At 61.9% G+C, this 25,105-nt stretch carries 28 protein-coding genes; 20 read left to right on the top strand and 8 right to left on the bottom strand.

From position 1 onward, the window contains the following. The first annotated feature begins 2 nt into the window (after positions 1-2). From ACSVIE_RS10810 to ACSVIE_RS10790, 5 genes are all read left to right on the top strand, one after another. Positions 3-986, top strand: a complete 984-nt coding sequence (locus tag ACSVIE_RS10810; protein WP_442423804.1) for a carbohydrate ABC transporter permease — start codon at positions 3-5, stop codon at positions 984-986. Beyond that, positions 983-1,882: a carbohydrate ABC transporter permease gene (locus ACSVIE_RS10805; RefSeq protein ID WP_144661301.1), complete on the top strand. Its 900-nt coding sequence runs from the start codon at positions 983-985 to the stop codon at positions 1,880-1,882. Before ACSVIE_RS10810 ends, ACSVIE_RS10805 begins: the two co-directional genes overlap by 4 nt. Before the next feature lie 61 nt (positions 1,883-1,943). Then, on the top strand, positions 1,944-3,047 hold the full coding sequence (locus ACSVIE_RS10800; protein ID WP_442423803.1) for a Gfo/Idh/MocA family protein: 1,104 nt from the start codon (positions 1,944-1,946) through the stop codon (positions 3,045-3,047). A 1-nt stretch (position 3,048) separates the two neighbouring features. After that, entirely contained in the window at positions 3,049-3,792 is a 744-nt protein-coding gene (locus tag ACSVIE_RS10795; RefSeq protein ID WP_442423802.1) for a ThuA domain-containing protein, read from the top strand. Between the two features lie 25 nt (positions 3,793-3,817). Beyond that, entirely contained in the window at positions 3,818-5,056 is a 1,239-nt protein-coding gene (locus ACSVIE_RS10790) for a Gfo/Idh/MocA family protein (protein WP_442423801.1), read from the top strand. A 118-nt stretch (positions 5,057-5,174) separates the two neighbouring features. On the opposite strand, the gene ACSVIE_RS10785 is transcribed toward ACSVIE_RS10790, so the two are convergent. The 5 genes from ACSVIE_RS10785 to ACSVIE_RS10765 all read right to left on the bottom strand — a co-directional run bounded on the left by ACSVIE_RS10785 (position 5,175) and on the right by ACSVIE_RS10765 (position 10,525). Continuing rightward, complete coding sequence (locus tag ACSVIE_RS10785; RefSeq protein WP_426004163.1) at positions 5,175-6,452, bottom strand: ATP-grasp domain-containing protein; 1,278 nt, start codon at positions 6,450-6,452, stop codon at positions 5,175-5,177. After that, positions 6,452-7,696: an ATP-grasp domain-containing protein gene (locus ACSVIE_RS10780; protein WP_426004162.1), complete on the bottom strand. Its 1,245-nt coding sequence runs from the start codon at positions 7,694-7,696 to the stop codon at positions 6,452-6,454. The genes ACSVIE_RS10785 and ACSVIE_RS10780 overlap by 1 nt, the downstream gene beginning before the upstream one ends. After that, the gene (locus tag ACSVIE_RS10775) at positions 7,689-8,945 is read right to left on the bottom strand and encodes an MFS transporter (protein WP_442423800.1); all 1,257 of its coding nucleotides are present in this window, start codon (positions 8,943-8,945) and stop codon (positions 7,689-7,691) included. Before ACSVIE_RS10775 ends, ACSVIE_RS10780 begins: the two co-directional genes overlap by 8 nt. A 75-nt stretch (positions 8,946-9,020) precedes the next feature. Continuing rightward, positions 9,021-10,106, bottom strand: a complete 1,086-nt coding sequence (locus ACSVIE_RS10770; RefSeq protein WP_426004159.1) for a thymidylate synthase — start codon at positions 10,104-10,106, stop codon at positions 9,021-9,023. Further along, positions 10,103-10,525 (bottom strand): nucleoside 2-deoxyribosyltransferase, encoded by a 423-nt coding sequence (locus ACSVIE_RS10765; RefSeq protein ID WP_442423799.1) that lies wholly within the window; start codon positions 10,523-10,525, stop codon positions 10,103-10,105. The genes ACSVIE_RS10770 and ACSVIE_RS10765 overlap by 4 nt, the downstream gene beginning before the upstream one ends. 466 nt (positions 10,526-10,991) lie before the next feature. Between ACSVIE_RS10765 and ACSVIE_RS10760 the strand changes: the two genes are divergently transcribed. Beyond that, positions 10,992-11,264, top strand: a complete 273-nt coding sequence (locus ACSVIE_RS10760) for a DNA gyrase subunit A (protein ID WP_426004156.1) — start codon at positions 10,992-10,994, stop codon at positions 11,262-11,264. A 30-nt stretch (positions 11,265-11,294) separates the two neighbouring features. Here ACSVIE_RS10760 and ACSVIE_RS10755 read toward each other — a convergent pair whose 3' ends face one another. Beyond that, on the bottom strand, positions 11,295-11,636 hold the full coding sequence (locus ACSVIE_RS10755; protein WP_442423798.1) for a hypothetical protein: 342 nt from the start codon (positions 11,634-11,636) through the stop codon (positions 11,295-11,297). Between the two features lie 10 nt (positions 11,637-11,646). Beyond that, on the bottom strand, positions 11,647-11,826 hold the full coding sequence (locus ACSVIE_RS10750) for a hypothetical protein (RefSeq protein ID WP_426004150.1): 180 nt from the start codon (positions 11,824-11,826) through the stop codon (positions 11,647-11,649). 204 nt (positions 11,827-12,030) lie between these two features. Here ACSVIE_RS10750 and ACSVIE_RS10745 point away from each other — a divergent pair, with 204 nt between their 5' ends. The 14 genes from ACSVIE_RS10745 (at position 12,031) to ACSVIE_RS10680 (ending at position 22,940) form a co-directional block, all read left to right on the top strand. Further along, entirely contained in the window at positions 12,031-12,507 is a 477-nt protein-coding gene (locus tag ACSVIE_RS10745) for a hypothetical protein (protein WP_442423797.1), read from the top strand. Positions 12,508-12,749: 242 nt separating this feature from the next. Continuing rightward, the gene (mpaB, locus tag ACSVIE_RS10740) at positions 12,750-13,772 is read left to right on the top strand and encodes a daptide biosynthesis RiPP recognition protein (protein WP_442423796.1); all 1,023 of its coding nucleotides are present in this window, start codon (positions 12,750-12,752) and stop codon (positions 13,770-13,772) included. Continuing rightward, positions 13,772-15,049: a daptide-type RiPP biosynthesis aminotransferase gene (gene mpaD / locus ACSVIE_RS10735; RefSeq protein WP_442423795.1), complete on the top strand. Its 1,278-nt coding sequence runs from the start codon at positions 13,772-13,774 to the stop codon at positions 15,047-15,049. Before mpaB ends, mpaD begins: the two co-directional genes overlap by 1 nt. Next, positions 15,046-16,290, top strand: a complete 1,245-nt coding sequence (mpaC, locus tag ACSVIE_RS10730; protein WP_442423794.1) for a daptide-type RiPP biosynthesis dehydogenase — start codon at positions 15,046-15,048, stop codon at positions 16,288-16,290. Before mpaD ends, mpaC begins: the two co-directional genes overlap by 4 nt. Before the next feature lie 4 nt (positions 16,291-16,294). Continuing rightward, positions 16,295-16,438: a daptide-type RiPP gene (locus tag ACSVIE_RS10725; RefSeq protein ID WP_426004142.1), complete on the top strand. Its 144-nt coding sequence runs from the start codon at positions 16,295-16,297 to the stop codon at positions 16,436-16,438. A gap of 40 nt (positions 16,439-16,478) precedes the next feature. Next, positions 16,479-16,619, top strand: a complete 141-nt coding sequence (locus tag ACSVIE_RS10720; RefSeq protein ID WP_426004141.1) for a daptide-type RiPP — start codon at positions 16,479-16,481, stop codon at positions 16,617-16,619. 42 nt (positions 16,620-16,661) lie between these two features. Beyond that, entirely contained in the window at positions 16,662-16,787 is a 126-nt protein-coding gene (locus tag ACSVIE_RS10715; RefSeq protein ID WP_426004139.1) for a daptide-type RiPP, read from the top strand. Between the two features lie 74 nt (positions 16,788-16,861). Continuing rightward, the gene (mpaM, locus tag ACSVIE_RS10710; protein WP_442423793.1) at positions 16,862-17,680 is read left to right on the top strand and encodes a daptide-type RiPP biosynthesis methyltransferase; all 819 of its coding nucleotides are present in this window, start codon (positions 16,862-16,864) and stop codon (positions 17,678-17,680) included. After that, positions 17,677-18,888 (top strand): YcaO-like family protein, encoded by a 1,212-nt coding sequence (locus tag ACSVIE_RS10705; RefSeq protein ID WP_442423792.1) that lies wholly within the window; start codon positions 17,677-17,679, stop codon positions 18,886-18,888. Before mpaM ends, ACSVIE_RS10705 begins: the two co-directional genes overlap by 4 nt. Before the next feature lie 14 nt (positions 18,889-18,902). Next, positions 18,903-20,570, top strand: coding sequence for a daptide biosynthesis intramembrane metalloprotease (mpaP, locus tag ACSVIE_RS10700; RefSeq protein WP_442423791.1), 1,668 nt, complete (start codon positions 18,903-18,905; stop codon positions 20,568-20,570). Next, complete coding sequence (locus ACSVIE_RS10695) at positions 20,567-21,277, top strand: ABC transporter ATP-binding protein (protein WP_442423790.1); 711 nt, start codon at positions 20,567-20,569, stop codon at positions 21,275-21,277. Before mpaP ends, ACSVIE_RS10695 begins: the two co-directional genes overlap by 4 nt. Next, complete coding sequence (locus ACSVIE_RS10690; protein WP_442423789.1) at positions 21,271-22,023, top strand: hypothetical protein; 753 nt, start codon at positions 21,271-21,273, stop codon at positions 22,021-22,023. Before ACSVIE_RS10695 ends, ACSVIE_RS10690 begins: the two co-directional genes overlap by 7 nt. Then, positions 22,024-22,722 carry a hypothetical protein gene (locus ACSVIE_RS10685; protein ID WP_442423788.1) on the top strand — a complete coding sequence of 233 codons (699 nt, stop codon included), beginning with the start codon at positions 22,024-22,026 and terminating at the stop codon, positions 22,720-22,722. A 26-nt stretch (positions 22,723-22,748) separates the two neighbouring features. Continuing rightward, positions 22,749-22,940 (top strand): hypothetical protein, encoded by a 192-nt coding sequence (locus tag ACSVIE_RS10680; protein WP_442423787.1) that lies wholly within the window; start codon positions 22,749-22,751, stop codon positions 22,938-22,940. Positions 22,941-23,063: 123 nt separating this feature from the next. On the opposite strand, the gene ggt is transcribed toward ACSVIE_RS10680, so the two are convergent. Next, entirely contained in the window at positions 23,064-24,905 is a 1,842-nt protein-coding gene (ggt, locus tag ACSVIE_RS10675) for a gamma-glutamyltransferase (protein WP_442423786.1), read from the bottom strand. Between the last annotated feature and the right edge of the window lie 200 nt (positions 24,906-25,105).

The following is a 25,105-nucleotide window of genomic DNA, read 5'->3' as shown; positions in this document are numbered from 1 at the left end:
TTATGGCCATCAAGACCCTCCAACCCGGTCGCGGGGCGCCAAAGCGCGGGGCCGGCGGATCGAACGACGGCGGCGCCCCCGCCCGCGTGTCAGGCCGCGACCGCGCCGAACGCCGTCTGGCCTTCCGCATGACGGCGCCGTCGCTGATCCTCATGGCCCTCGTTGCGGCGGTCCCGATCGGCTACGCAATCTGGCTTTCGCTGAACCAGTACAGCGTCCGCACGGCCGGGCTCTCGCGGTTTGTCGGGCTGGAGAATTACATCAACGCCCTGGCCAGCCACGAGTGGTGGGCCGCGTTCGGCCAGACGTTCATCTTCGCCGCCTTCTCGGTCACCCTGGAGCTGATCCTCGGCACGGCGATGGCGTTGCTGCTCAACCTCGCGTTCAAGGGCCGCGCCCTGCTCCGCACGGTGGTCCTGCTTCCGTACGCGATCGTCACGGTGGTCAGCGCGATCACCTGGCAAACGATGTTCCAGCCCAACCTCGGACTGGTCACCAACGTCCTCTCCGCACTCGGGCTGCCGGGCGGCGACGTCGTCTGGCTGGGTGAGCACGGCTACGCGATGGCGGTGATCGTCCTCGCCGACGTGTGGAAGACGACGCCGTTCGCGGCACTCATCATCCTGGCCGGCCTGCAGGTCATCTCCGCCGAAACCTACGAGGCCGCGGAGCTCGACGGCGCCAGCAAGTGGCAGACCTTCGTCCACATCACCCTGCCGCTGCTGCGCCCCGCGATCGTGCTCGCCGCGATCTTCCGCACCATGGATGCCCTGCGCGTGTTCGACCTGCCGTTCGTCCTCACCCGCGGAGCCAACGGCACCGAATCGATGTCCATGCTGGCCTACGGCGAACTCCGCGAAAACCGGCTCGTTGGCGAAGGCTCGGCCCTCTCCATCCTGACCTTCATCACCGTCATGGTGGTCTCGGTCATCTACATCCGCTTCGGCGGCGGCAACATCCGCGACGTCGCGAAGGAGGAGCAATGAGCACGCTGACGGCAGAACGCACGACGCCGGCACCTGCCACCGGGCGCAAGTCACCGAAGCGCCGCTTGCGCGGGGAGGCGAAACTGCATCCCTTGGTGTGGGTATTCGTCGTCGCGGTCATGGGCTTCTCGCTCATCCCCTTCTACTGGCTGGTCAACACCTCCCTTAAGAAGGGAGCGAGCCTGTCCAAAGGCGAGCTCTTCCCGAGCCAGCCAACACTTGAGAACTACCTCGTGGTCTTCCAGAACCCCGAGTTCCTCCTGGCCTTGCGCAACTCGGTGATTATCGCCGTCGTGACTACAACAGTGGCGCTGGTGTTCGCATCCTTCGCCGCGTATGCGCTGGCCCGGCTGAAGATGCGCCGCAAGGCGATGATCCTGACGCTGATCCTCTCGGTGACGACATTCCCGGCCATCGCGATCGCGGCCCCGATGTTCTCCATCTGGCGCGAAATCGGGCTGTACGACACCTTGCTGGGCCTCATCATCCCGAAGCTGACGTTCGCCCTGCCCCTGGCGATCTACACGCTGACCTCGTTCTTCAAGGAGATCCCGCGGGAGCTTGAGGAATCGGCGTATATGGATGGCGCTACGCCGTTCACCGCCTTCCGCAAGGTCATCCTTCCGCTGGCGGTGCCCGGCCTGGCGACCACCGCGATCCTGGTGTTCATCTCGGTCTGGAACGAATTCCTCCTGGCCGTCACGCTGACCACCTCGCCGGAAGCCCGCCCGGTTCCGGTGGCGATCGCGTTCTTCAGCGGAACCAGCGAGTTCGACCAGCCCCTCGGCACCATCAGCGCGGCCTCGGTGATCATCACCGTCCCGCTCGTGATCCTGGTGCTGCTGTGCCAGAAGCGCATCGTGTCCGGCATGACCGCGGGCGCGGTCAAGGGCTGAACACCGACACGTATTGCACCCACAATCCACAGATACAAAGACACGAAAGAACAGGAATAACGTGAGCATTCAGCAGCAGGTCCCCGCCGCAACCCTCAAGGTGGGAGTTGCGGGCATCGGTTGGGCCGGCCAGCAGCACCTCAAGGCATACAGCAACATCGACGGCGTCGAGATTGTCGCCGTCGCGGGTATGGAACCAGAGCTTCTGGCCCAGCTGAAAGAGGAGTACAGCATTCCGCACGCCTTCGCGCGCTGGGAAGACATGATCGAACTCCAGGACCTCGACGCCGTCAGCGTCGCCGTGCCGACCTTCCTCCACGCGCCGATCGCGATTGCTGCGCTTGAGCGGGGACTGCACGTGCTGAGCGAAAAGCCTCTGGCGCGCAACGCCGTCGAAGGTCAAGCGATGGTTGACGCCGCCCGGAAGGCGGGCCGCGTCCTCGACGTCGCGTTCAACCACCGCCGTCGCGGTGACATCCAGGCGCTCAAGAATGTGATCGACGAGGGGACCCTCGGCCGTCCGTACTACGCAAAGGCTTCCTGGCTTCGCCGCCAGGGCATTCCGATGCTCGGCAGCTGGTTCACCAATCCTGCGCTCGCCGGCGGTGGCCCGTTGGCTGACATCGGCGTGCACGTCCTGGACTACTCGCTGCACCTGCTGGGCGAGCCGAAGGTCCTGGCCGTTTCGGCGTCGACCCACTCCGAACTTGGCCCGCGCGGCCTCGGCGGCAACGCGAGGTATACGGCGTCGAACTCCAGCCATAAGTTTGAAGTGGAGGACTTCGCCTCCGCGTTCATCCGGCTGGAAGGCGGCGGGACCTTGATCCTTGAAGCGGGCTGGGCCACCTACCGCGACGAGCGGGATCTCCTGGACTTCACCGTCTACGGGACCGACGGCGGAGCGGACCTGCGCTCGGTGGGCGCCTCCGAGAACCCCGTCGCGGACGTGCACATTTTCACCGAGAAGGACGGCCAGAATGCCGACTTCGAGGTGGTGGCCGAGCCCGGAAAGGCGCACCAGGCCGTCGTCGACGATTTCATCGCCGCCGTCCGCGGTGGCGAGACGGTCTGGGGAAGCCATGACGGATCGCTTGCCCTCAGCCGTGCGCTGGTGCTCGACGCCTGCTACAAATCCGCCCAGGAACAACGCGAAGTAAGGCTCTGAAATGTCCGATACGAAACTGAAGATAGTCGTCTGGAACGAAGGCGTCCACGAGGCCCGCAACGAGCCCGCCACCATCGGCGAAATGTATCCCGAGGGCATCCACGGCGCTATTGCCGCCGGGCTCCGTGGCTTCGACCCGGACTCCGAAATCACGACGGCTACCTTGGCTGATCCGGAGCACGGGCTCTCCGAAGAAGTCCTGGCGCAGACTGACGTGCTGCTCTGGTGGGGGCACATCGCCCATGAGGAAGTCGCCGACGAAGTGGTGGAGCGCGTGCAGCGTCATGTGCTCGGCGGCATGGGACTCGTGGTGCTGCACTCCGGACACTTCGCGAAGATCTTCACCCGCCTGTTGGGGACTACGTGCTCGCTGAAGTGGCGCAACGAGGGCGAACGGGAGCTGGTGTGGACCGTCAAGCCGTCGCACCCGATCGCGGCCGGTGTTGAAAGCCCGATCGTGATTCCCCAGCAGGAAATGTACGGGGAACTGTTCGACATCCCGGAGCCCGACGACCTGATCTTCATCAGCTCCTTCGCCGGGGGAGAGGTGTTCCGCTCCGGCGTGACCTTCTCGCGCGGCAAGGGCCGGATCTTCTACTTCAGCCCGGGCGACCAGGAGTACCCGGTGTACCACCAGCCGCAGATCCAGAAGGTCATCGCCAACGGCGTCCGCTGGGTGGCACAGCCGGGTGTCTTCCGTGAGGCGCCCGAGGTTTCCAACCCTTCGCGGGACTGGTTCGCGTAGGCCTTTCTATCCAAGGAGCTTGATCATGACCACTTCTCTTCCCGTGGGGCGTCCGTTGGGTGTTGCCGCGATCGGTTACGCCTTTATGGGGAAGGCCCACTCGAATGCGTGGCGGAACGTGGCGAGCTTCTTCGACGTCCCGGCCTTCGAGCAGAAAGTGCTGGTTGGCCGGGACGCTGTCCAGGTTGCTTTTGCAGCGGGTAAGTACGGTTGGGCTGAGTCGGCTACTGACTGGCGGTCCGTGATTTCACGGGACGATATCGACATTGTGGACATCTGCGCTCCAGGCTGGATGCACGCGGAGATCGCTATCGCGGCGCTGGAAGCGGGGAAGCACGTGCTCGTGGAGAAGCCGCTGGCCAACACGCTGGAGGAGGCTGAGCTGATGGCTTCGGCGGCAGCTTCGGCCCAGGCACGGGGTGTGCAGTCGATGGTCGGGTTCAATTACCGACGCGTCCCGGCTCTCTCCTTGGCCCGGGAACTGATTGCCGAAGGACGTCTCGGAACCGTTCGGCACGTTCGCGCCGCTTACCTGCAGGACTGGCTTTCCGACGTCGAAGCTCCCATGAGTTGGCGGCTCCGGAAGGAGACCGCCGGCTCTGGGGCCCTGGGCGACATTGCTTCCCACGCCATTGACCAGGTCCAGTACCTCACCGGCCAGACCGTGACTGAGGTGACGGGCACGTTGCGGACCTTTGTTGCCCAACGTCCTGGTGCTGCTGGTTTGGAGGAAGTGACAGTGGACGACGCCGCGTGGGCCACTTTGGGGCTGACCGGCGGCGTGAGTGCCTCCGTGGAAGCGTCACGGGTGGCTACCGGACAGAAGAACTCCCTGAAGATCGAAATCTACGGGTCACTTGGCTCGTTGACGTTCGATCTGGAGGACTTGAACGAGCTCGGTTTTCTTGACGCTACGCTTCCGGTGCGGGAGCAAGGGTTCCGGCGGATCCTGGTTAACGAGCCTGAGCACCCGTACCTCGAGGCGTGGTGGCCGCAGGGGCATGTTCTTGGGTGGGAGCACACCTTCACGCACCAGATCCGGGACTTCCTGTGCGCGATCCGCGATGGCGAGGCGCCGTCGCCGTCGTTCGAGGACGGCCTGCAGGTTCAGCGGGTGCTGGCTGCCGTCGAAGAGTCGGCGCGAAACAGGAGTGTGGTGACGGGGGTTCCACAGGGCGCTGAACCTGCTAGAGGCAAAGCCCTACCGCCAACCGTGGCCGACGCTGCGCGAGATCAGTCCGCGCCGACGGCTTCAATACGGTAGTGTTTCTTCATCACGATCAGCCCGCTCGCCTCACGGCTCGGGCTGATTTTCTTTCTAAAGCGCGGGCGAGTTATGCTGTTTAGCTCAACGCCGCCCCACGACCTCTCGCAGCTGGTCGTTAGCCGCCATCGTCGATATATGCCGCCCTTCTTTCGTAGGCGTACTCCAGACGGTCGCAGGTGTCCTGCGAAACAAGATTTGAACCGTCTTTTCGACACCATTCGAGGAACACTGACAGCTGATCGTCACTAACGCGGATGAGAGCCGTTGGATACAACTGACCGTCAACCACAAAGGTGCTGACTCTCAGGGCCTCGGCCGTGGAACCCTTGAAGTCTTGAACATTGGGTTCATCCGATGCCAGTGGAAACTGAAGTGCTGTGTACCCTCCTGGCTCGGGCTTATCTGGCGGGCACCAATCGCTGAGGGCTATTTTGCAGAGTTCGATGTAAGTGTTGACTCCGGAGGCGCAAATTGACATAGCTGTGGAACCGGAGACCCGAGGGTTCACCTCGATGCATGTGAACCCTTTAGGGGTTGCGATGAACTCGAATTCGAAAGCTCCCCTGAGTCCGTCCGTTCGGCACATCTTGCGTATCCGACTTGCGAGCACGGGCTCGATGGTGTCCATGTGAACACTGGAATGAGACCATCGGACCTGTTCAAAGGCGAAGCTTCCGGGGGAGATCGTGGGGCCTTTCCATACAACTGGTTGCATCAGCACAGTCGTACCGTCGGAAATGACTTCAATTGAGCACAGTTCGCCGTCTATGAGTTCTTCAATGACACAATTAACGTTCATCCCGCCGGCGTTGAGCCATTGGTTGAGGCACTCGCTGTCATCCAATTTAACTATCCCGTTGCCTAGGCAATCCCAGACCGGTTTTGCCAGCACTGGGAACGTCAGATCCTGCGCTAAAGCTCTAAGCGCAGGCGGATACTCCATCTGCACTGAAGCCCGACCAGCCAGTAAATCGCCGTCAACGTAAAAGCCTCTTGGGGTAGTAATACCGTGCCGAGTCAGCGCATGCTTGGTTTCCCATTTGCTTGAGAGAGTTAGCGCAGCAGAAACTGACGGCGCGAGAATCGTCCGCCTCCGCGGGGCCTGCGAGTCCGCCAAGACCGCATCACGGACCACATTCTCGTCGGGGATGGAGATGCTTACGCCAACCCCGCCCGGGGGTACGATGCGCTCGAATGCCTGGACAAAGTCGACCAAGCCGCCGGAATCCGGCAGCCGGGTTGTTTCGCCGTTGAACAAGCGGGGCGGGACGTCGCCGTCAGAATAGATCAAGTGGCTGGTTAGCCCTTGCTCGATGAGCCAGTCATGGCACTCAGAGAGATGGGGAAGTGCCTGTCCGACCTCGATGGATCGCAGGAAAGCAAGACCAACCACTAGACGACGCCGACCTTGACGCGATCCAGGACAGACCGCATTTCCTGCTCGTATTCGTCCATAGTGTTGGAAGCAACAATCGCATACGCCAAGCGAGAAATATTATCGACACCATCTGAGACGGCCTCGCCGTTGGCTACGAGATAATCCCCCTCAACTAGGGACGGATGGACAGGGAACGGTGCCGAGACCACGGCAGTACCCACACGGTCCGGTACGACAAACCGAACTCCTGCTGTGCGGGACACAGGGCGAGGCTCCAGGTCAGGCGCAATGCCCCGCGCTACGTCGACGTACGCCTCTGCCAGACCCACTCCGGTAGCAAGGGGAACTAGCTTGATGATGTAGTCTCCTCCTGGTCGCAGCCCTGCTTCTATGACCCACGCTTCGCCGTTCCATACCTTCACTTCTGTGTGCGCTACACCGTCGGTAAAGCCAAGACTTGTCAGTGCTGCCGTGGTTGACCGATGGATTTCAGACAGGTCATGGGCGGACACGTTTGCGGGGATTACATGTCCGAGTTCGGCGCGGCGGTTCCCCTTTGTGGTGCTCTTGCCGGTTACTGCCACGTGGCTGATCCTGCCCCGAAAGGCCACCGATTCAACGGAGTACTCAAGACCGCCAATATACTCCTGGGCAAGTATCCGAATGTCGAGTGGCAAACCATGGGGAAATTCGAACGGGAAGGATTGGGCTTCCCTAACAGCCTCGGGGATGTCGTGGGGTTTTTCGACGATTGTCACTCCAACAGAGCCGGCATTCTCTGCTGGTTTTATGACTAATGGATAGGAAAGTCCAGCCGAGGAAATCTCCTCCAGTAGACTAACGGCATCGGCTGCGACCACAGTTTTGGCATGCTTAACATTTGATTGGAGGAAGACCTCGGCCATCATGCACTTATTCCGGGCAGCATTAGACTTCTCCTGCTGGTTTCCCGGAAGGCCGAGCTTCGAAGCGACTTCGGCCACTATCCCGGTGAAGAACTCCCAGCCTGTTATCAAACCCACAACCCCCTTGTCGCTGAGCTGAGCCTGAATGTCATCGACCACGCTCGGACTACCAAAGTCGACCAGGAGTATTTCGTCGGACGATGCAATCACCTTGGCGTCGAGCTTTGGCAAGACATCCTGCTGGGTGACTGTGATTAGTCGTAGGTTTCTTTTGACAACCGCTTCAGCGAGAGGCCGCGAGGCATTGCCAAATGGTTCTAAGATTGCGATTGCATCCTTAGGAAAATTAGTCATTTTGAGCGATCTTTCGTTTCAACAGGAAGCATCCGAGGATGGAAAGCAGGCATAGGACAGTGAGAATCCCAATGAGAAGGTTTGGTGAAAACTGAAGTAGCGTGGCGAAAAGGACTGGTGCCATGGCCATTCCGAGACTCCATGACGACTGGAACGCGCCCTGATAGCGACCCGAGTGTGCAGAGTCAGCCATCGAAACACTCAGATCGCTCATGTACGGCGTGCTTAGCATCTCCGCAGCGCTGTAGATCACGATGAACACAGTGAGGAAGAGTACGGCCGCTAGACCTCCACTGTTTGCACCGGCGGCCCACAACAAAATCAGTGATAGCGCGTTCAGGGCGAAAGCCCCAATGAGCAGGGACGCAGGGTGGAATCGTTCGGTTAGTCGTACTGCAACCGTGCTCAGCAAAGCCACGCATAGCGTGTTAGCCGCGATGAGACCACCGGCCCACCCTGGTGCGAGCCTGGCAATGTCGACGACCCATACCGCGAGCAAGAGTGGAAGGACCATCGCCGCGAGCACAAACACAAGGTTGAGCGCCAGCAGCAGCATGTAGCGACTGTCTGTGAGCACTGCGGCATATCCCCGGTTTCCTGGAGATTCGGGCGGGCTTGTGAAGTCCCTGGCTTTTTCGGACCTGTGTTTCTGCTCCATTGATGACATGTTCCAGGCCAGCAGCAGAATGGACGCGATGGCGAAGGCAAAGGCGCTGCCACCCACCAGCGACCGCAGCAGGACTGGGGAATCGACTGCAAGAAATAAGGATGCGACCACCGCGCCCACCCCGGTACCAACGTTCCGGAGCGCGCCGAGGAGTGCAAACCAGCGGGGCAGTTCTTCGCCCTGTGCAGCGATCGCTACAAGGCTCCTGGAACTAGTCCAGTACAGGTTCATACCAACCTGGATGAGTAGCTGACTGATTCCAATCACCCAGAAATCCGTAGCGAATGCTGCCACGCCAACTCCCACGAAGGAAATCCAGTTCCCAAGGACGATGACCTTCCGGGGGGACCAGCGGTCAAGGGCCATGCCGGCAAGCGGCGGCGTTGCAAGGGCGACCAGACGTCCAGTCGTCATTGCAAAGCCGATTTCCGCCAGCGGAACAGCCGTCACTTGTTGAAAGTAGATGAGCAGGAAGGCAAAGACGACACCATTTGCGAGGCTGTCGACCACCGTCGAACCTACGAACAGTCCTCGTCCACGGACAGAAGGGAACCCCATCGTGGTGCGAATTCGCTCGCCCAAGGAACCAACATGTGTGTGTTCGGTCTCAGCAGGAGCCATAAGTACCCGGATCGAAGTAGTTCACGGAGCTCACTACTAGACCGACACTTCGTGGAGCAGGTTCTCAGCGACAACGAGATTCGCGTGATAGCTCAAGAAGGCCCGTTCGGAGGGTGTAAGCGACAACTCACGGAAAGCGGCGAGATCCCACTTGCGTGCAAAGAACTCAATGGCTCCGATCCGGAAGTCCGATGCTGGCAGTCGTCCTATCACATCGACAATCTGTGCCTGGGAAACTCCGTTCAGGTGCATGTTGTGGATCCTCAGCATCTGTTCGCAGCCATCAAGGAAAGGATCACTTAGGTCAACCGTGGCCGAATAATTCCCGCGCCTGAATTGGCTTTCCACTTCAAGGAGGCCGACAATGCCGTGGTCGAATGCGTCCAGCGTTGACAGAATCGGCAATGATCGCACGCCGTAGTGATACGGGCTTTCGACCGGGGCGTTGCTCGTGATCCGTCGGGCCACAGAGTAATGGCGCTCGTACACGTGCATAGAGCCGACAAACCAATTCAACTCTCCCACAGCCAGGCCTAGTGACGCAGCGATGAGCTCCAGAGTCACACTCCACTCGAAAACATTGATGCCCGAGAAGCCCCAAATGGCGTCGTTGGCGCGAACTGAAACGTTCAAGTGGAGCCGCCCATCGCGCTGGATAAAGTTCAACCAGTTGTTGCAGGGAACATCCTTGGAATCGACGAAATCCGAGGCCGGATCGTAGATCGAGGCCACGGCGCGCTTAGTGTTGATGTCTTCATGGAAACGCTGAAGCACTCCTGCAAGTTGATCAACTTGGCCATTCCACTTCCTCAGCCGAGGTCCGTATGCCGCTCGCCACGTCGTACCGTTGTCGGAGAAGTCGACTGCCCGGGGGAGATACCGGGAAAGGAAGTCCATGTCATCCCGTCCAGCCAGCACCCACAGGGTTTCGGCTATCTGGGCGAATATGTTGTTCTTCCGGCCAGGGAGAACTACAACGCGTTCCTGGGGTGACGTCATGGTGGTGCGGTAGCCGATAATCTCACGCTGGTTCTGCCCCCGCGCAAGGACTTCCGAACCAGTGGTCTCGATCTCTGTGAGGGCACCCTGGAGGGCGCTTGATAGGTTGCGGTACTGAGTCATTTGGTCACCCGTTCCAGTGCGGAGTCAAGTTCGCGAAGCGCGGCATCGAGGTCGTCGTATTCGATAACCTCGACACCATCTGCGCCGGCGATCATTGCTGAAAGCGGTGAACGCTCAGGACGATGTAGAGCGATGACTGGGATGTTCCAGTTCAGGGCGCATGCAATCTCATATCCCACGCCGAGGCTGGGATTTGTAGTTTCGGCGACGACGCATTTGCAAGTACGCAGCCAGCCAAGGTCACGATCGTGAATGAACTTGTCGGTATGCTCCGTCTGACCCTTCAGAGAAAGTGAGTAGTCGCCGACGTGTTCGGTCAATACATCCCCAGTGGTCTGGAGGTGATCGATGATCCGCCGGTAGGTGGGTACGTCGCTCCGCCCGGCTCTGATGGAGCCGGCAAAGTAGTACTTTTTCATAGACTTTCGCCTTTCTTCGGTGTGGAAGGGCTTCTCGGTGACCCCTTTCAAGGGTCGTTTGAAGTCCAAACGACGGATTTCGCACGTGCCTAGATCGAGAATGCCGATAGCTTCAGCTTCTGTTCCCCGATGTCCTCGTGAGCGGAAAAACCGAAACTAGGTGGTGTTTTGGGGCAAATTAGGTACTGGAAAGGGTCAAAATAGGTGGTGCTCGAAGGTGGTCTAGGTGCTGGAGCTGTCCTATGTCGTGCGTGTCGGGGGATGTCGCTCGGACATCGTTCGGAGATGGGAGCGCTTTCGTGGCCGCTAGTGTTGTGTGTCCAATGCTTGAGTACAGCTTCAACATCGACATGATGACAACGCGTTGAAAGCGGCTTTGCGCAATTGCGGACAGATGTCGCACCGTTTGTCTCCGGTTGGCCAGCTGTGCGGTGGAGGTTGCTGTTTTTCGTGCAAGAATCACGGCATGGACCAGTTTGAGCGGCAAACGAGGGAAGAACTGGTTATTCTCGAGGCCCTGATGCAGGCGATAGATCGACGCGACGAGGTTTTCCAAACAATTGAGGATTCAGAAGACGTCAATGAGGCCACACGTCGCGTTGCTCAACTTCTGGGAGTCGAGACGGTTGCCAGCCGGGCGGTCCTAGATGTGCAGGCCCGGAGATTCACCCGCGACCAGCGTCAAAGGAGCGCCTTCCGTGCGGCAGAACTTAGATCCATATTGGGCGAAGGGGACTGACTTGAGGTCCTTGCCCGGCGCTAAACAGACCTAGTAACCTGCCCTTTTCAAGCACACATAAGTAACCAGGCAGCCGACCAAGCCCAGCAGCACCCCGGCCCACACGGCGGGTTCCGAGCCTCGAACGAGCAGAGTAACCGGAAAAAGACAGGGTATGACTGCCAGGGCGCTTCCCTTTCCGGCACTGGCGTCTTGGCCGGTACCGTGCATGAACTGTCTGTAGTACATGGCGAGCCCGGCCAGGAACGCCATCAGGCCAACGAACACCAACAGCAGCCAAGGCCAGCCAACCATCGTGAACAACGCCAGGCCGACTCCGGAAGCGGCGGAAAGTCCCAGCCGATGGCCCTTCGCTGACTTCAGGTGCCACATTTCCAGTTCCTTAGAGCAACGAGGCCGTCTCGGCGCGGGCTGACATCTCACGCCTTCTGGTTCGGAACCAACCCACCAGGGATGCCACGGCCGCCACCGCACTCAGGGCGCAGAGAGTCGGATTGTTGGAAAACGACAAGCACGCGGCCACCACATGGAACCCTGCCGTGACCAGGAACAAAACCTTCATCTCCCACATCCAATCCCTCGACGTCCCCGAGGTCCCAGCCTTATCCCAAATCATCAGTACTAGGTGGTAGGGACCGAAATGCACGGGCTAATGACAGCGGTACTAGGTGCTGTGGCGTCGAAAAATAGGTGGTGCTGAAACTCATCTAGGTGCTCAGCCGGTATCGTCCAACGCATGGGGAAAACAAAGCCAGCACCGCGAACTATGGCGACTGCCGCCGTCGTACTTCTTGCCCTCAGCGCCTGCGGCGTTCCAGCCGCCTCAACGCACAGCGGCGCACCGACTCCAACCGCCGCGTGCCCAAGCGCCGGCACCGAACCTCTACCCACCAACTGCGTCCCCTACGACGGAGACGCCGCCATGGCCGCCAACGAGACCTACCGCCAACGCGGAAAGCTCAGTCCGGACGTGCAAGCGGAACTGAACCAGCACATTGCCCCCGCCGTCGAGGCACTGCAGAAACTCCCGCGGCCCGCCACGGCGGACACCGTCACTGCCGCGTTCAACGGCCTGCACTTAAAAGAGGTTCAAACGGACGACGGCGGCACAGGCGTGAGGTTCGGGGTGACGGTGCCAAGCGGAGGCTGCCTTTTCGGCTTCGTTCCGGATCAAGGTGACGTCACCGTCCAGGCCGGCGGCGGAATCATGGACGGCGGATGCCTGGAGATGTTCGGCCATTAGGCCCTCCACGAGGGCCCGGAAGCCCCGCACCCAGCACCACCTAGACCCAAGCTGCATCACCACCTAGGCAGGCTCTCCCACCACCTAGTTTTGGTGTTTCGACCACCCAATTTCCCTCTTTGGGCTTGCGCAGTGTCCACTTTCACACCCATGCCCATCACCGCATCCATAGTCTCCTTCACAGGAACGGGCCCCGAAGCACCCTCGGGGCCGTAGTGGAGCGACTATTGGGGGTCGGGTAGATGACGTTGACTCAGCAGCAGGCCACAGCTGCGGCAGTGGACCAGTGGATCACCGGGATTCCCGGACGGATCCAAGGGCCCGCAATTTTCGTGGAGAATCCGGACCACGCACCATATGCCAAGAAGCTTGCGGACCGGGATACGACAGTCCTGGTACTGGGCGGCGATGCCGGCGACCACACCATAGTTCCGGTGTCAGGCGCGTTCGCTGAGACTGGCGAAGAACTCCTGATTGACGGGTCGTTGAGCCTGGAAATCCAGGACTATGTGGCCATCCCGTTCATCAATCTGGTGGGCGTCACGGTGGTGCGCATGACCACCCGGGAAGACTGGCAGGCATTCTTCGATGACGCCGATGCCGCCCGCAGCTCCGGGCATTTCATCCAGCAACTGACTGAAGTCAACGCAGTGCTGGCAGAACGTGCTTTGCTCAGCGGACTGGCCACCCACAGCCTGGTGATGCCCCGGCTCCACATCACCGGGGACGGACGGATCCTTAACGGACCCTACGGAACCAGGATCGGCCAAGTGGGCGACCCCCTTCATGAGCTGCGCCTCCGGTCCCTGGCCCTCCACCCGGAGTCCTCCGTGGCTGCGGTGTCCGAACCGGGTGACATCCGCCGCCTGCTCCGGGAAAGGCCTTGGCTACCCCGGTATCTGGCAGCTTTGGACGCTTGGAAGTTCATTCCCCGGGAAGAAAGGGCAGCAACCCAGCTGGTGGGCTTCGGGCTCAGCCTCTACGGCGCACTGGACAGCAGCAGTACGGCCTCGCCTGACGCCCCGTTTATCCTGCACCGCGGCGGTGAACACACGTTGTTGGATCCTAAGACAGGCCGACTGTTCAAGATCGGCAAGGATGCGGCAACCATCGTGGAGGCAGTGTCCAACCTCCAGGACTTCAACACCGCCGCGATACTGGCCGCCCCGGCACTGGGCGTTCCCGCCGCGCAAGCGGAAAGCTCGGTACGCGCCGTGGTGGCGCAGTTCGACCAGTTGGGCATCGACATCCTCGGAGTCCGGTGATGACCGGCCAGTCACCCCGCACAATGCTGCCACTGTGGGTGCCGCTGATTCCCCAACACGACTTCGTGGCGGAGAGTTACACGGCAACCGCGGCCCAAGGCGTGCACGTGACCTTTGCGGACGGCCGCCGCCGCATCTGCGCCAAGAGCGGTCTGTGGAACGCCAACCTCGGCTACGGCAACCAGCGGATCGCTGCGGCCATGGCAGCGGAGTTGGAGACGGCGTCGTACCTTCCCCTTTTCCGGTCTGCCCACGGCAAAGCAATCCAGGCAGCGGACGCCTTGTTGTCCCTGCCTGCCCACCCGTTCCAGCGTGTGCTGTTCTCCACGTCCGGCGGTGCCGCCAACGACGCCGTCATGAAACTGGCGCGGCAGTATGCGGCCTTGACGGGACATCCGGAGAAAAAGCTGATCGTCGGCTTGGAGCGTAGCTACCACGGCCTCACCTACGGAAGCCATGCGCTGGGCGGCGATGACCTGGGGCAAGCAGTGTACGGGGTGGACACCCGCAATATCAGACACGTCAGTGCAGACGACGGCGGCGAAGGGCTTGCCGCGCTGATGCGGCGGGAAGGGCACCGGATAGCTGCCGTGGTTGTGGAACCGGTCCTCGGCTCCGGAGCGGACGCACTCCCGCAAGAATTCGTCAGCCAACTGCTGGGCTACCGAAAAGACCATGGCTTCCTGATCGTCGCGGACGAGGTTGCCACGGGATTCGGCCGCGTGAAGTCCTGGTTTGTGTCCGATGAATGGGCCGAAGGCCCGGACGTAATTATCACCTCGAAGGGTCTGACCAACGGGACTTCCGCCTGCGCTGCCCTGCTGATAGGAACACGCATCACCGCCGCGTTCGACTCCAGCGAGGCCATCTTCGTCCAAGGTGAAACACAAGCCGGAACTCCTGCTGCGTGCGCGGCCATCCTGGCAACCATCGATGAAATGAAGAGGCTCGACCATGAGCGGCTCAATGCGGAGGTTTCGCAAGGGCTGGACGAGCTCATCGAATCACTGACGGCTATTCCAGGCGTGGGAAACACGTCCGGCCGTGGCTGCATGAGGGGCATCCAATTGTTGAGCAGCAATGGTGTTCCGTTGGCGTCGAACGCAGTGCTTGCCGTGGTGAGGCGCATCCATCACGCGGGTGCCTTGGTCCAACCCGGCCCCGGCCGGATCCAACTCCTTCCTGCCCTCGTCTATACGCCCGACAACTTCGCCGAGCTCAAAGAGGCAATCTTCACGGGCCTCCAGGACGCACGTCGGGACGGAGTTTTCGGATGATCGCCGACAAAACGTGGCGGACCCGCAGCGTCATTCTCGACGCCGGAATGTCACCGAAGTATCTGCATGCCCTGACGCGCGGGCGCACCGGTTTGGTGCTTGATCCTGCGCTCGGCGGGCAACGCGACCGGCTGCTGGCAGGCGACCTGAGAGGAGCACCAATTCTGGAACTCCCTGCCGGGCCCGTCGATACGGAAAGGGTCCGTGAGGTCACTGCGTTTGTCCTGGCCAAGGGACTGCGGACCGTGGTAGGCCTGGGCGGCGGTTCGGTCATGGATGCCGTGAAGCTGGGGGCGCTGTTCTCCGCCGACCCCAGCCTGGCTGTATACGTGGAGCGCCATGCCAGGAGGTCCGGCCTGATGGTGGTGCCGGCGATGGCTGCACCCCATGAGCGCCCACGGACTGTCCTCATGCCGTCCACCATAGGGACCGGAGCGGAAGTCAGCGCAGTAGCGTGCCTGGACACCGCCGTCGGGCGCCGGCTCCTGGCCTCACGGCACTTGGCTGCCGATGCCGCGGTCCTGGACGCAGCGCATCTGGCGGATTTGCCGCGGCACCTGCTTCTGGAGGGGTTGCTGGAAGCTTTCCTGCGCGTGGCCGGAACTGTTGCGGGCAGCAGCGCCAGCATTTTCGACGACGACGCCCACCTGCTGCTGTGCCGGATCGTTGCCTTGGGGCAACGCCTCACACAGGAGGATTCTCCGGGGTTGAGACTGTCGGCCGCGCGGCTCAGCCAGGAAACACACACCGGATGGTCGTTGGCAGGCCGGGACCCTTACGGCGCCAAGCATTGGTACGTCGCCAACGAGCTCGCCTATCACGCAGGAATCCGGAAAATGAGTGCCACCGCCGCCATCATCCCCGCGATTTGGGAAGAGATCACCCGCGGGGCAGCGGCTTGGGGCGACGCCCGCAGACTGGCCGCGCTCTGGTCAGCCGTGACCGGGACAGACTCCAGCCTGCCGCCGAATCCTGCGCTGGGAATCGCCGAACTGATGCGCAGATGGGGACTAAACCAACCCACTGTCGTCGCGCACGGTACCGCGCAGGAAGCTGCCAGCTCCTCGATCAGGAACTGGGGCGGCGTCCTCCCCATGCTTCGCGGACTCACTGCAGCACAGGTCCTGCAGGTCCTCCAGCCGGGAGAGGACCCGGCGGGAGAGGACCCGGCCAGCAGAGAACAGCGGGCCGCATCGAACTTGCCACATGCCACTACACCGACGGCAAGGGAAAGGAGGTGACTACATGAGCAGCCTTACTGCACCGAAGACCCTGGACCTGCATATCCAGGAACTTGAAGCCATGGATGTACCCGATGACTGGGATGAACGGATCAAGGGAATCTCCTGCGGGCTCGCCTTGGTGACGATCGCCGTCACCATCACCTGATGGCGGGTCCACTACATCCAGCCCCGACCCAAGGAAGGAGGTGAAACAGCACCACATGCACAAGCAGCTCAATATCTCCGTCCAGGAGATCGAATCCATGGATACTCCGGACTTCACCAACTGGTTCGTCGGCGTCACCCAGGGTGTAGCAATCGGCATCATCGCCGTCAGCATCACCTAGGCCAACCATGTCCCCTGAACAACACCCTGAAAGGAGGCAGCAATGACGCTCCAACTGTCCATCGAGGAAGTGGAAAATCTCGATACCCCGGATGACACACCGTGGTACATCCGCGTCGGTGACGTGATCATCATCGCCGGCATCGTCGTCGGAATCGCCGCGACCTGACCCGTGCGCGGGCGGGAGGTTCTGGTCCCGCCCGCGCGCACCTTTCAATGGCCACTTCCGGAGGAGACAAGTCGATGAAACCGACACCAGACAAAACCGCAGACGCCATTCTGCGCGTCCTGGGTCACGTTGATCCGCCCGAGGATCTTTACAGTGCATCAGGATCGCGCCTCTACGATCTGATCACTGCCGACGACCTCACCGAGCTTCCCGAAATCCTGGCGGCAGCCCGCAGCACCAACGGGCCCATCCTTGAGCTTGCCGCCGGGTCCGGCCGGATCACCCGTGCCCTGCTGGCTTTGGGACGCCCCCTGACGGCCGTCGACTCCTCACCGGAGATGCTGGCGATGCTCGCCCGCAAAGTCAGGACCAAGGAGTTCAACCCCCGCAGCGTCCCGGTTGAACTGGTGGAGGCGGACATGTCCACGCTGGAGCCCGACGGCGGTTACGGTTGCGTTGTCCTCGGTGCCAGTTCCATCACGCTCCTTGACCCGGAAGGACGCCGGAACCTCTTCCGGCGGGTCCGCGGTTCCCTGGCCGCCGACGGTCGCTTCCTGCTGACCGTCCTGAATGCTGACAGCCACCAAACGTCGGGAACCTACGACGGCGGCACAACAGTTTCCGCTCTTGGGGACGACGCCTTCCTGATCACCGCGGAAAGCCGCGATACCGTAAACGGCGCCAGGCACGTGACCATGATCCATGTCAGCTTCAACGAGGGCGGCACGTACCGGTCCTCCGCCTACACCAGTGAGGTCGCCTTTGTCAGCAACCACCTGATCGAGTCCGAGATCACGGCGGCCGGGCTGGAGATCCTTGAGCGCCGGCCTGTCCGGTTGGCTACGCCCAGTCCGGAACTGAACGACGTTGAACTCTGGGTGTGTGGCCCATGAGCATTGATGCCGTCACCACGCTTGACCCGGCCTCGGGCCTGCTTTCCGAGGCAACCGTTCACCTGCCCAATGAGGTGGGCCTTTGGCGGACCGTGGGCTATCTGTCCAACACCGCCGCCGCCGGCACGGGGTACTCATCCGCGGTGGGAGCCTTCGACCTTCGTCGACGTGCCTCCATGATCCGTGCCGCCGGAGAAGCCGTGGAGCGCTTCGCGTTGGTCCGCGTTGAGGGCGATCGGGATGTCCTGGCCGTGTCAACGGACGAGGACCGCCGCATCGACTTTGTCTCGGCGGGGCTGGGACGGGCCTCCGCACTGGCCTACGACTTCCCCTGGTACCGCGCACGCAACCTGCAAACCGGTGCCGAATCACAAGTTCCGGCTCCGGTGGTGGACTACGGTCCCCAACAGCCTGGCGAACCGTGGGATGCCTTCTTTGATCCCTCTCCCAATGGGGCAGCGTCCGGTCCAACGGCAACCTTTGCCCAAGCTGCTGCCCTGGCCGAGGTCCTGGAACGGGACGGTTTCCTGGCCGCTTGGTACAAGGGAAGTCCGCTCCATCAAATAGACACTGCCCGTCTGAAGGGCCTACCGGACTGCCGCGGCCTGACCCAGCTTCTCGAATCAGCCAAGACCGCCGGCATAGATCCGTGTCTCGCGTTTGTCCCGGAAGACGGCTCCCCACTGCACACGGCGGTCTGCATCATTTGTGATGGCAGCGGGCCGGGATTTGGCGCGGTTGGGCTAAAAACGTCTGCAGACCCGCTGACGGCGTTGCTCGGGGCGCTCCAGGAAGGCCTGCAGATCCGTGAGCTTTTCCTGGCCCGGACACCGCACGCGAGCAGCGCCACCCTGCAGGTCACTGACGACGATTCGCGCGCTGCCTACTGGTCAACCCCTGGCGCTGTTCAGCGACTTCAGGACTGGGTTGGTTCCTTCGCAGAGTCCGGAATCCCCGCAGGCAAGCCCGTTCCTGATGCAGCCGCCCTGGTCCGGCACCTGGCATCGCGCGGCGTCGGCTCACACTGGGTTGATCTCACGCACCGCCTTCCGGTACGGGTCCGGGAATTGGGTTGGGTCAGCGGCAAAGTGGTCTGCCCGGGGGCCCTGCAGTTGACAATGGACGAAACCAAGGGGCTTTCCATCCCGGATAACCGGAGGGCCGGGTGGGAATCCTCCGGCCATACGACCCCGCACCCGCTGATATGAGCTTGCGTAACAATATGTCCCGGTCCGCAGCTCAGCCGCTTGAATGGCCGGTGCGGCTCAATTCCGTGGCGTCCATCGATCAACCCCTCGACGCGGGTGGTCCGTGGATAGTTGCCCTGAATCAGGTGCCAAAGGCCCGCGTTTCGGCTGACGTGGCCGCGGTGCTGCGGACCGTTGACGGCACCCTGCTGCCCGGGCAGGTTGCAGCTGCTCTCGGGAGCCAATGGACTGCGGAGGACGTGGAAAACGTGGTGGGCCGGTTGGCCCACACCGGAATCTTCGACGCCGGTCCGCACCGTGCAGAGGTCCGTCGCGTGCAGTTCCGGGCACCCTTGACTGTCCAACTCACGCTGTTCAACCCGGCGCCCCTGCTCCAGGCCTTGCGCCCGGCGTTGGCGGTCCTGGTACGCCGGGAAACAGCGGCCGCCCTTGCGATCGTTCTGGTGGCAGGCCTCCTCGGCCTTGTCACGGCCAGCGAAGATATCGTCCGGGTGTTGTCCACACCGTTGCCCATGGAAGCGTATGTTTTTGTGGTTGCGGCCATGTTCGCCTCCACGCTGCTGCACGAACTGGGCCACGGAATGGCCTTAACGTACTTCGGAGGCACGCCCAGACGCATCGGCATCATGCTGTTCTACCTGTCTCCGGCATTCTTCTGCGACGTGACGGACGGTTGGCGCCTGGGATCCCGCAAGCAACGCGTCGTGATCGCCTTGGCCGGTCCGGTGGTCCACGCTGCCTTGGGTAGCCTGGCCCTGGCAACGCATCTATTCCTCCCGGCCTCCCCGCTTGGCGATGCTGTCCTGTTGTACGGGGTGATCTGCTTCGCGGTGGCGGTCCTCAACCTGTTCCCCTTCATCAAGCTGGACGGCTATGTGGCACTGATGTCATGGCTGGATGTGCCGCACCTGCGCAGGAAAGCCCTGGATGCACTGGCCGGCGTCGTCGGCTATTGGCTGCTGGGTGCACCCCGAAGCAATCACCATCAGGGGTGGCTGCCGTGGTTTGGCCTGGCGGGCTTTGTGTCGGGCGCAGCCTTCACCTTGGTTGGCTTCCAACGGCTGGTGCCTGTCTTCCTGCAGCTTGGGCTGGTGGGACACGTGGTTGTGGCCGCTGGTTCTTGCCTGCTCCTCGCAGTGGTCCTCAAGATTGTCCTTGCCTTCTTCGGCTCCGCGGCCAGGCAGGGAAGTCCTTTCTGGAGGCGTGCAGTAGTTGTGGTGGCTGGCGTGCTGTGCGTTGCTGCCCTTCTCGCAGCAGTTCCCGTCAGGCCCACCACTGTTGCCGGCTACACCTACAGCGACGGCGATCTTCGTATTGTCATGCCAACGGTGTCCGGGACACACTCCATCTCCGCCGGGGACGAGGTGATCCTGCAAACGCAGGGCATGGTGATCAACCTGGAAGTGGCCAGGGCCAGCGTTGGTGACCAGCCGCCGTCGAACATCAACGCACCAGTGGAGACGGTAGCGCCGGTGACTTTCCCGGGCGCCCTGGTGCCGGTGCTTGCCTACCCAGGCGAGATGCACGCCTTCGCATCCTCCACCCCTGCGTCCGGACGCGCCGTGATCAGCGGCGGCACAAGCGTGAGCCTGGGGGAGTGGCTTTGGAACGCCATCACCGGGTCGCCACTGTGGCCGGGCTCGTCCGTGTCCGGAACCGACCCCACGAAAGGTGCCCCATGACTGTCTACGCCAAATTTGCACACTTCAGCAAGAAACGCGGAGACCAGTTGGTGGTGGACGACCTGTCCTTCGAGGTGCCCGCAGGCAGTGTTGTAGGACTGATCGGCCCCAACGGTGCCGGCAAGAGCACGGCGCTCGCAGGATTGACTGGCTTGGTGCCCGCGACCTCCGGAAGTGCCACGGTTTTCGGGACCGCGTACCGGGGACTGCGGAGACCGGCCACAAAGGTGGGCGTGAACCTCGATTGCATGGATATGGAGCCTGGCCTGAGTGGTCGCCGGCACCTCCAGATCTGCCAAGTGGCCGCAGGCGTGGGCAGGGACAATGTGGAGCGGGTCCTGGAGCAAGTGGGCCTCGCCGAGCACGCCGACAGGAAGGTCAAGGACTATTCCCTGGGAATGCGTCAACGTCTGGGCATTGGATCCGCAATCATCGGCGATCCAAAGCTTCTGGTCCTCGACGAGCCCGCAAACGGGCTGGATCCGGAAGGCATCCAGTGGCTGCGCCAGTTTCTCAGGGGCTTCGCCGCAGCGGGTGGGAGCGCACTTGTTTCCAGCCACCAATTACTTGAACTGGAACACGTGGCGGACAGCGTGGTGGTGCTGAAGCGCCGAACCATGTTCCAAGGATCCTTGGCGCAGGCCAAAGCGATCGGTGGCGGCAGCCTGGAGACTGCGTACTTCCGCATCCTCGAGGACTCATGGTGAAGGACGACGTGCGGGGAACGATCATGGACGTGGTCCGGTCCGAACTCCTGCGGTACATGAGCGGCTACTCGGTGCTCGGTGTACTGGCGTTCGCGGCCCTGGTGCCGTGGTTCATCGCCAATTTCGCCGGCTGGCCTGGCAACTCCGAAGCCGTGCCGTCGGGTGACCACATCCAGGCTTTCTGGGGCTTGGCGGCAAGCATCGCCGTAGTAGCTGCCTTTGCCGGGAGCTATGTGGTGTCCCGGGAGTCCTACTACGGCACTTTGCGGCGTACCGTCCTGATGTCCGGACTGGTTGCTGTGGCGGTTGCCAAGTACGCTGCCGCGTTGGCCATAGGCAGCGGCATCATGCTGACCGGTATTGCTTTGTGGGGTGCGAGCGTCGCGTTCGCCGTACCCGCCGCGGCCCACGCCGAACTCCTGTCCCCTGAATCGTGGCGCTTCCTGCCAGGAGTCGTCCTCGCCGGGGCCATGGCATCCTTGTGGGGCTGCTCGCTGGGCTGGATCATCCGGCATTACTACGCAACGACGATCGTCACCATGCTCCTTCCGCTGGCTGTCGAGTTGCCGCTGCTCTTGAGCTTCCCGGAAGCAGCGCGATGGCTTCCGTCCGGAGCCTTGGCAGGTGTGGCGTCATTGCCTATTAGCGGGCTCCTCGACCCGGTCCAGGCCTTTGCTGTGTCCTCGGGATGGCTGGCAGCCAGCGGGTTTGCCGCGGCCAAAGTGCTCGAAGGCACGGAATTCTGAGTGGGCAACTTGTCAGCAGCCTTCATCACGGATCTGGTCCGTCCGTCCTTATGGCGTGACGCGGCCGTGGGTTCGTTACTGGTGGGTGCGCTCGCCGGAACGTTGTATATTCTCGCCTACTTTGAATCCGGGCCGTCGTCCCCCGGAACCGAAGCAGTGCTGTTGAAGTCTGCCCTTTCCCTGGTACTCACAGGCTCCGCGCTGCTGGGTTCTTTCGCGTTCACCTCGGCTTTCCGGACAGGATCGCTCCATCTGCGGGTTCTCTTGTTCCAGCGGATCCCGGCGTTCGCAGCAAGGGCAGGATCCACCATGGTTGCGGCTTCCGCCCTGGGAGTCGCCACGGCAGAACTTTGTGCGGCCCTTGGCGCCTTGGTGTCCGGAACAACCGGGATCCATGCTCCAGGTGTGTTCGCGGCGACGGGGTGCATGGGTGCCGCATGGGGATACTCGATTGGTTCGGTGGTGAGGAACCACCAAGTGAGTCTCTTCCTTGTTCCCCTGACCTTGGTGCTCCCGGGGCTTGCTGCTCAGCTGATGCAGGAGGCCGGTCAGTTCGTCTTTCCCTTGGCAGCAGCGGACTGGGCGGATCGGGCGATCCTCAGCCAGCCGGCGTCGTGGTCTCTGCTGACCTCGCTCGGCTGGTTAGCCACAGTCGGCGCCGTAGCCCTCGGCGTCTTCACCAAACGCGACCTGGCTTGAACCACAACCCAATGAAGGAGTCCATCATGAACCGCACACCCCTGATCTGGCTGCTGCTGGCCCTGGTCCTCGGCACGTACGGCGTGTCCATCTTCATGAGCAACGGCAACAACCCCCCGTGGTGGTCTACTGTCTCGGGGGTCATTGCAGTCATTGGCGCAGTGGTGATGTTTGCACGATTCCTGCTTGAACGGCGATCAGACAGGAGCGGGCAATGAGAGCTGACAGACGCCGGGCCCGCTTGCCGGGGACTGATGTCCTTCGCGGCAAGCGAGCCCGCCAATCCTGTGCTGGCCGGTCTGCGGACTACTGTCCGCGGACTGCTCTCTTTCTAGGTAGGTCTATCTCTGTTTGGGGCCTTTCCCCTCGGAGACAACCATCGCTGAGCCGCCGCCACGTCGCTCCGGCTCAGCGGCAGCTGTCAACAGGCCGTCCTCACCGAACTCGATCGCTGTCGCCGCCCCGATCTCTGCCGCCGACGTGAAGGCATCACCGGCCGGAACCAGCGTGTGGCCCAGGGTGGATAACCCATCGTCATATGCCTCAATGAAGGCAGGCTCTGCCGTGACATTGAGGGTGTTCCTTTGGGCAGCCCGCGGAGCTGCCAACGCCTCGGAGACACTCATGCCCAGGTCCACCCGGTTGAGGATGGTCTGCAGCACCGTGGTGATGATGGTTGACCCGCCGGGCGATCCAAGGGCCAGGAATGGCTTCTGATCCTTCAGGATGATGGTGGGCGACATGGACGACCGGGGACGTTTGTTGGGCTGAATCCTGTTGGGGTCGTCCGGGTTGTACACCGTGGTGAAGTCAGTGAGCTCGTTGTTCAGCAGGAAGCCGCGGCCCGGAACCACAATGCCTGATCCGCCTGTTTGCTCAATCGTCAGCGTGTACTCCACAACGTTGCCCCAGCGGTCGGCGACCGTCAGGTTCGTGGTGGAGATGTTCTCGGTGTCCGTCTCCTCGGCGAGCGGTGCATCGGAAGGCGGGCACGCGCCGTCGTAATCCGTGACGTCGCCGGGAGCCACCGGTTTGTTAGCCGCTGCAGCCGGATCAATCCTGCACGCACGTTCCTTACCGAAGACATCGTCAAGCAGCGCCTCAGTGGGAACATCCACAAACTTGGGATCGCCCACGTAGGCTCCACGATCCGCGAACGCCAACGCGCTCGCCTCCAGGTAGTGGTGGAGTGCGTCAGTGGTCTCCATGCCGGCAAGGTCGAAGGGCTCCAGGATGTTCAGGGCCTCACCCACGGTGGTTCCCCCGCTGCTGGAGGGTGCCATTCCATAGACGTCATACCCGCGGTACTCGACGTGTGTGGGGTCCTGATCCAGTGCCTTGTAGTTCGCGAGGTCGTCCGTTGTCATGAAACCCACCGGTACAGGCAGGTCGGTGTCACCGGATGTGGGTGGAGCCTGAACCGTGGCCGCGATCTCCTGGGCCAATGCCCCGCCGTAGAAAGCGGCAGTGCCGCCCTTGGCGAGCAGCCGGTACGTTTCGGCGAGTTCGGGGTTCTTGAAGACGCTTCCGACGGCGGGAGCGTCACCGCCGGGCAGGAACAGGTCCTGGGTGGAAGTGAAAGTGTCAAAGCGCAGCTTGTTGTCCAACGTCTGCTGGCGGAAGGTCTGATCCACCACAAAACCCCGGTTGGCCACCTTGATGGCAGGCTTCAATGCCTCGCCCAGGCTGAGGGTGCCCCAACGCTCAAGGGCCCGTTCCCACGTGGCAGGCGTTCCGGGGACGCCGACGGAGACGCCGCTGGTGACCAGATCCGGGGTGAACGGGTAAGGCTTACCCGTATCAGGATCGATGAAGGCATCCTCGGGCATGCCTGCCGGTGCTGTTTCACGTCCGTCGATGGTCCCCACTTGCTGGGTCTTGGCGTCGTAAAACACAAAGTACCCGCCGCCGCCAATGCCGGCGCTGTACGGTTCTGTCACACCCAGGGTGGCGGCTGCCGCGACGGCCGCGTCGGCTGCGTTGCCACCTTTCCGCAGGACTTCTATCGCGGCGGCGGAGGCCTCGGGGTCCACAGTGCTCACTGCGCCGCCGTAGCCGGTAGCTGTTGGGTTCTTGTCTGTTTGGCGCGGATCGGCGAAAGCCGGGCTGGCTACCGCTCCGCTCGTCACGCTTAGGGCCAAGGCTGCTGTGACAGCAGCCAGTCGACGTCTCACTTGTGTCATGGTTTCTCCCAGGATTTCCAGACGAAGGTGCGGGTGGACGGTCCGGTCACCCTATCGCGGGGGTTTTTGAGGTTCAACGGTTGACAGGTGCGGCGAGGTGGGCCAAGAGAGGAACCCGGTTAGTTAGGTTAGTTAGGTTAGTTAGGTTAGTTAGGTTAGTTAGGTTAGTTAGGTTAGTTAGGTTAGCTACCGAGGCAGCT

Source organism: Paenarthrobacter sp. NCHU4564, assembly GCF_052156435.1.
GTDB lineage: Bacteria > Actinomycetota > Actinomycetes > Actinomycetales > Micrococcaceae > Arthrobacter.
Note: the sequence above shows the minus strand (reverse complement) of the source record. Positions and strands in the feature narration are given on the sequence as shown.

What these genes read in the sequence shown, in the direction of transcription:
- ACSVIE_RS10750 (WP_426004150.1), bottom strand. Translation starts at nt 11,826, where the DNA reads ATGAAGGTTTTGTTCCTGGTCACGGCAGGGTTCCATGTGGTGGCCGCG.
- ACSVIE_RS10680 (WP_442423787.1), top strand. Translation starts at nt 22,749, where the DNA reads ATGAACCGCACACCCCTGATCTGGCTGCTGCTGGCCCTGGTCCTCGGC.
- ACSVIE_RS10690 (WP_442423789.1), top strand. Translation starts at nt 21,271, where the DNA reads ATGGTGAAGGACGACGTGCGGGGAACGATCATGGACGTGGTCCGGTCC.
- ACSVIE_RS10810 (WP_442423804.1), top strand. Translation starts at nt 3, where the DNA reads ATGGCCATCAAGACCCTCCAACCCGGTCGCGGGGCGCCAAAGCGCGGG.
- ACSVIE_RS10795 (WP_442423802.1), top strand. Translation starts at nt 3,049, where the DNA reads ATGTCCGATACGAAACTGAAGATAGTCGTCTGGAACGAAGGCGTCCAC.
- ACSVIE_RS10745 (WP_442423797.1), top strand. Translation starts at nt 12,031, where the DNA reads ATGGCGACTGCCGCCGTCGTACTTCTTGCCCTCAGCGCCTGCGGCGTT.
- mpaB (WP_442423796.1), top strand. Translation starts at nt 12,750, where the DNA reads ATGACGTTGACTCAGCAGCAGGCCACAGCTGCGGCAGTGGACCAGTGG.
- ACSVIE_RS10765 (WP_442423799.1), bottom strand. Translation starts at nt 10,525, where the DNA reads ATGAAAAAGTACTACTTTGCCGGCTCCATCAGAGCCGGGCGGAGCGAC.
- ACSVIE_RS10770 (WP_426004159.1), bottom strand. Translation starts at nt 10,106, where the DNA reads ATGACTCAGTACCGCAACCTATCAAGCGCCCTCCAGGGTGCCCTCACA.
- ACSVIE_RS10695 (WP_442423790.1), top strand. Translation starts at nt 20,567, where the DNA reads ATGACTGTCTACGCCAAATTTGCACACTTCAGCAAGAAACGCGGAGAC.
- ACSVIE_RS10805 (WP_144661301.1), top strand. Translation starts at nt 983, where the DNA reads ATGAGCACGCTGACGGCAGAACGCACGACGCCGGCACCTGCCACCGGG.
- ACSVIE_RS10760 (WP_426004156.1), top strand. Translation starts at nt 10,992, where the DNA reads ATGGACCAGTTTGAGCGGCAAACGAGGGAAGAACTGGTTATTCTCGAG.
- ACSVIE_RS10725 (WP_426004142.1), top strand. Translation starts at nt 16,295, where the DNA reads ATGAGCAGCCTTACTGCACCGAAGACCCTGGACCTGCATATCCAGGAA.
- ACSVIE_RS10780 (WP_426004162.1), bottom strand. Translation starts at nt 7,696, where the DNA reads ATGACTAATTTTCCTAAGGATGCAATCGCAATCTTAGAACCATTTGGC.
- ggt (WP_442423786.1), bottom strand. Translation starts at nt 24,905, where the DNA reads ATGACACAAGTGAGACGTCGACTGGCTGCTGTCACAGCAGCCTTGGCC.
- ACSVIE_RS10755 (WP_442423798.1), bottom strand. Translation starts at nt 11,636, where the DNA reads ATGTGGCACCTGAAGTCAGCGAAGGGCCATCGGCTGGGACTTTCCGCC.
- mpaD (WP_442423795.1), top strand. Translation starts at nt 13,772, where the DNA reads ATGACCGGCCAGTCACCCCGCACAATGCTGCCACTGTGGGTGCCGCTG.
- ACSVIE_RS10715 (WP_426004139.1), top strand. Translation starts at nt 16,662, where the DNA reads ATGACGCTCCAACTGTCCATCGAGGAAGTGGAAAATCTCGATACCCCG.
- mpaM (WP_442423793.1), top strand. Translation starts at nt 16,862, where the DNA reads ATGAAACCGACACCAGACAAAACCGCAGACGCCATTCTGCGCGTCCTG.
- ACSVIE_RS10705 (WP_442423792.1), top strand. Translation starts at nt 17,677, where the DNA reads ATGAGCATTGATGCCGTCACCACGCTTGACCCGGCCTCGGGCCTGCTT.
- mpaC (WP_442423794.1), top strand. Translation starts at nt 15,046, where the DNA reads ATGATCGCCGACAAAACGTGGCGGACCCGCAGCGTCATTCTCGACGCC.
- ACSVIE_RS10790 (WP_442423801.1), top strand. Translation starts at nt 3,818, where the DNA reads ATGACCACTTCTCTTCCCGTGGGGCGTCCGTTGGGTGTTGCCGCGATC.
- mpaP (WP_442423791.1), top strand. Translation starts at nt 18,903, where the DNA reads ATGTCCCGGTCCGCAGCTCAGCCGCTTGAATGGCCGGTGCGGCTCAAT.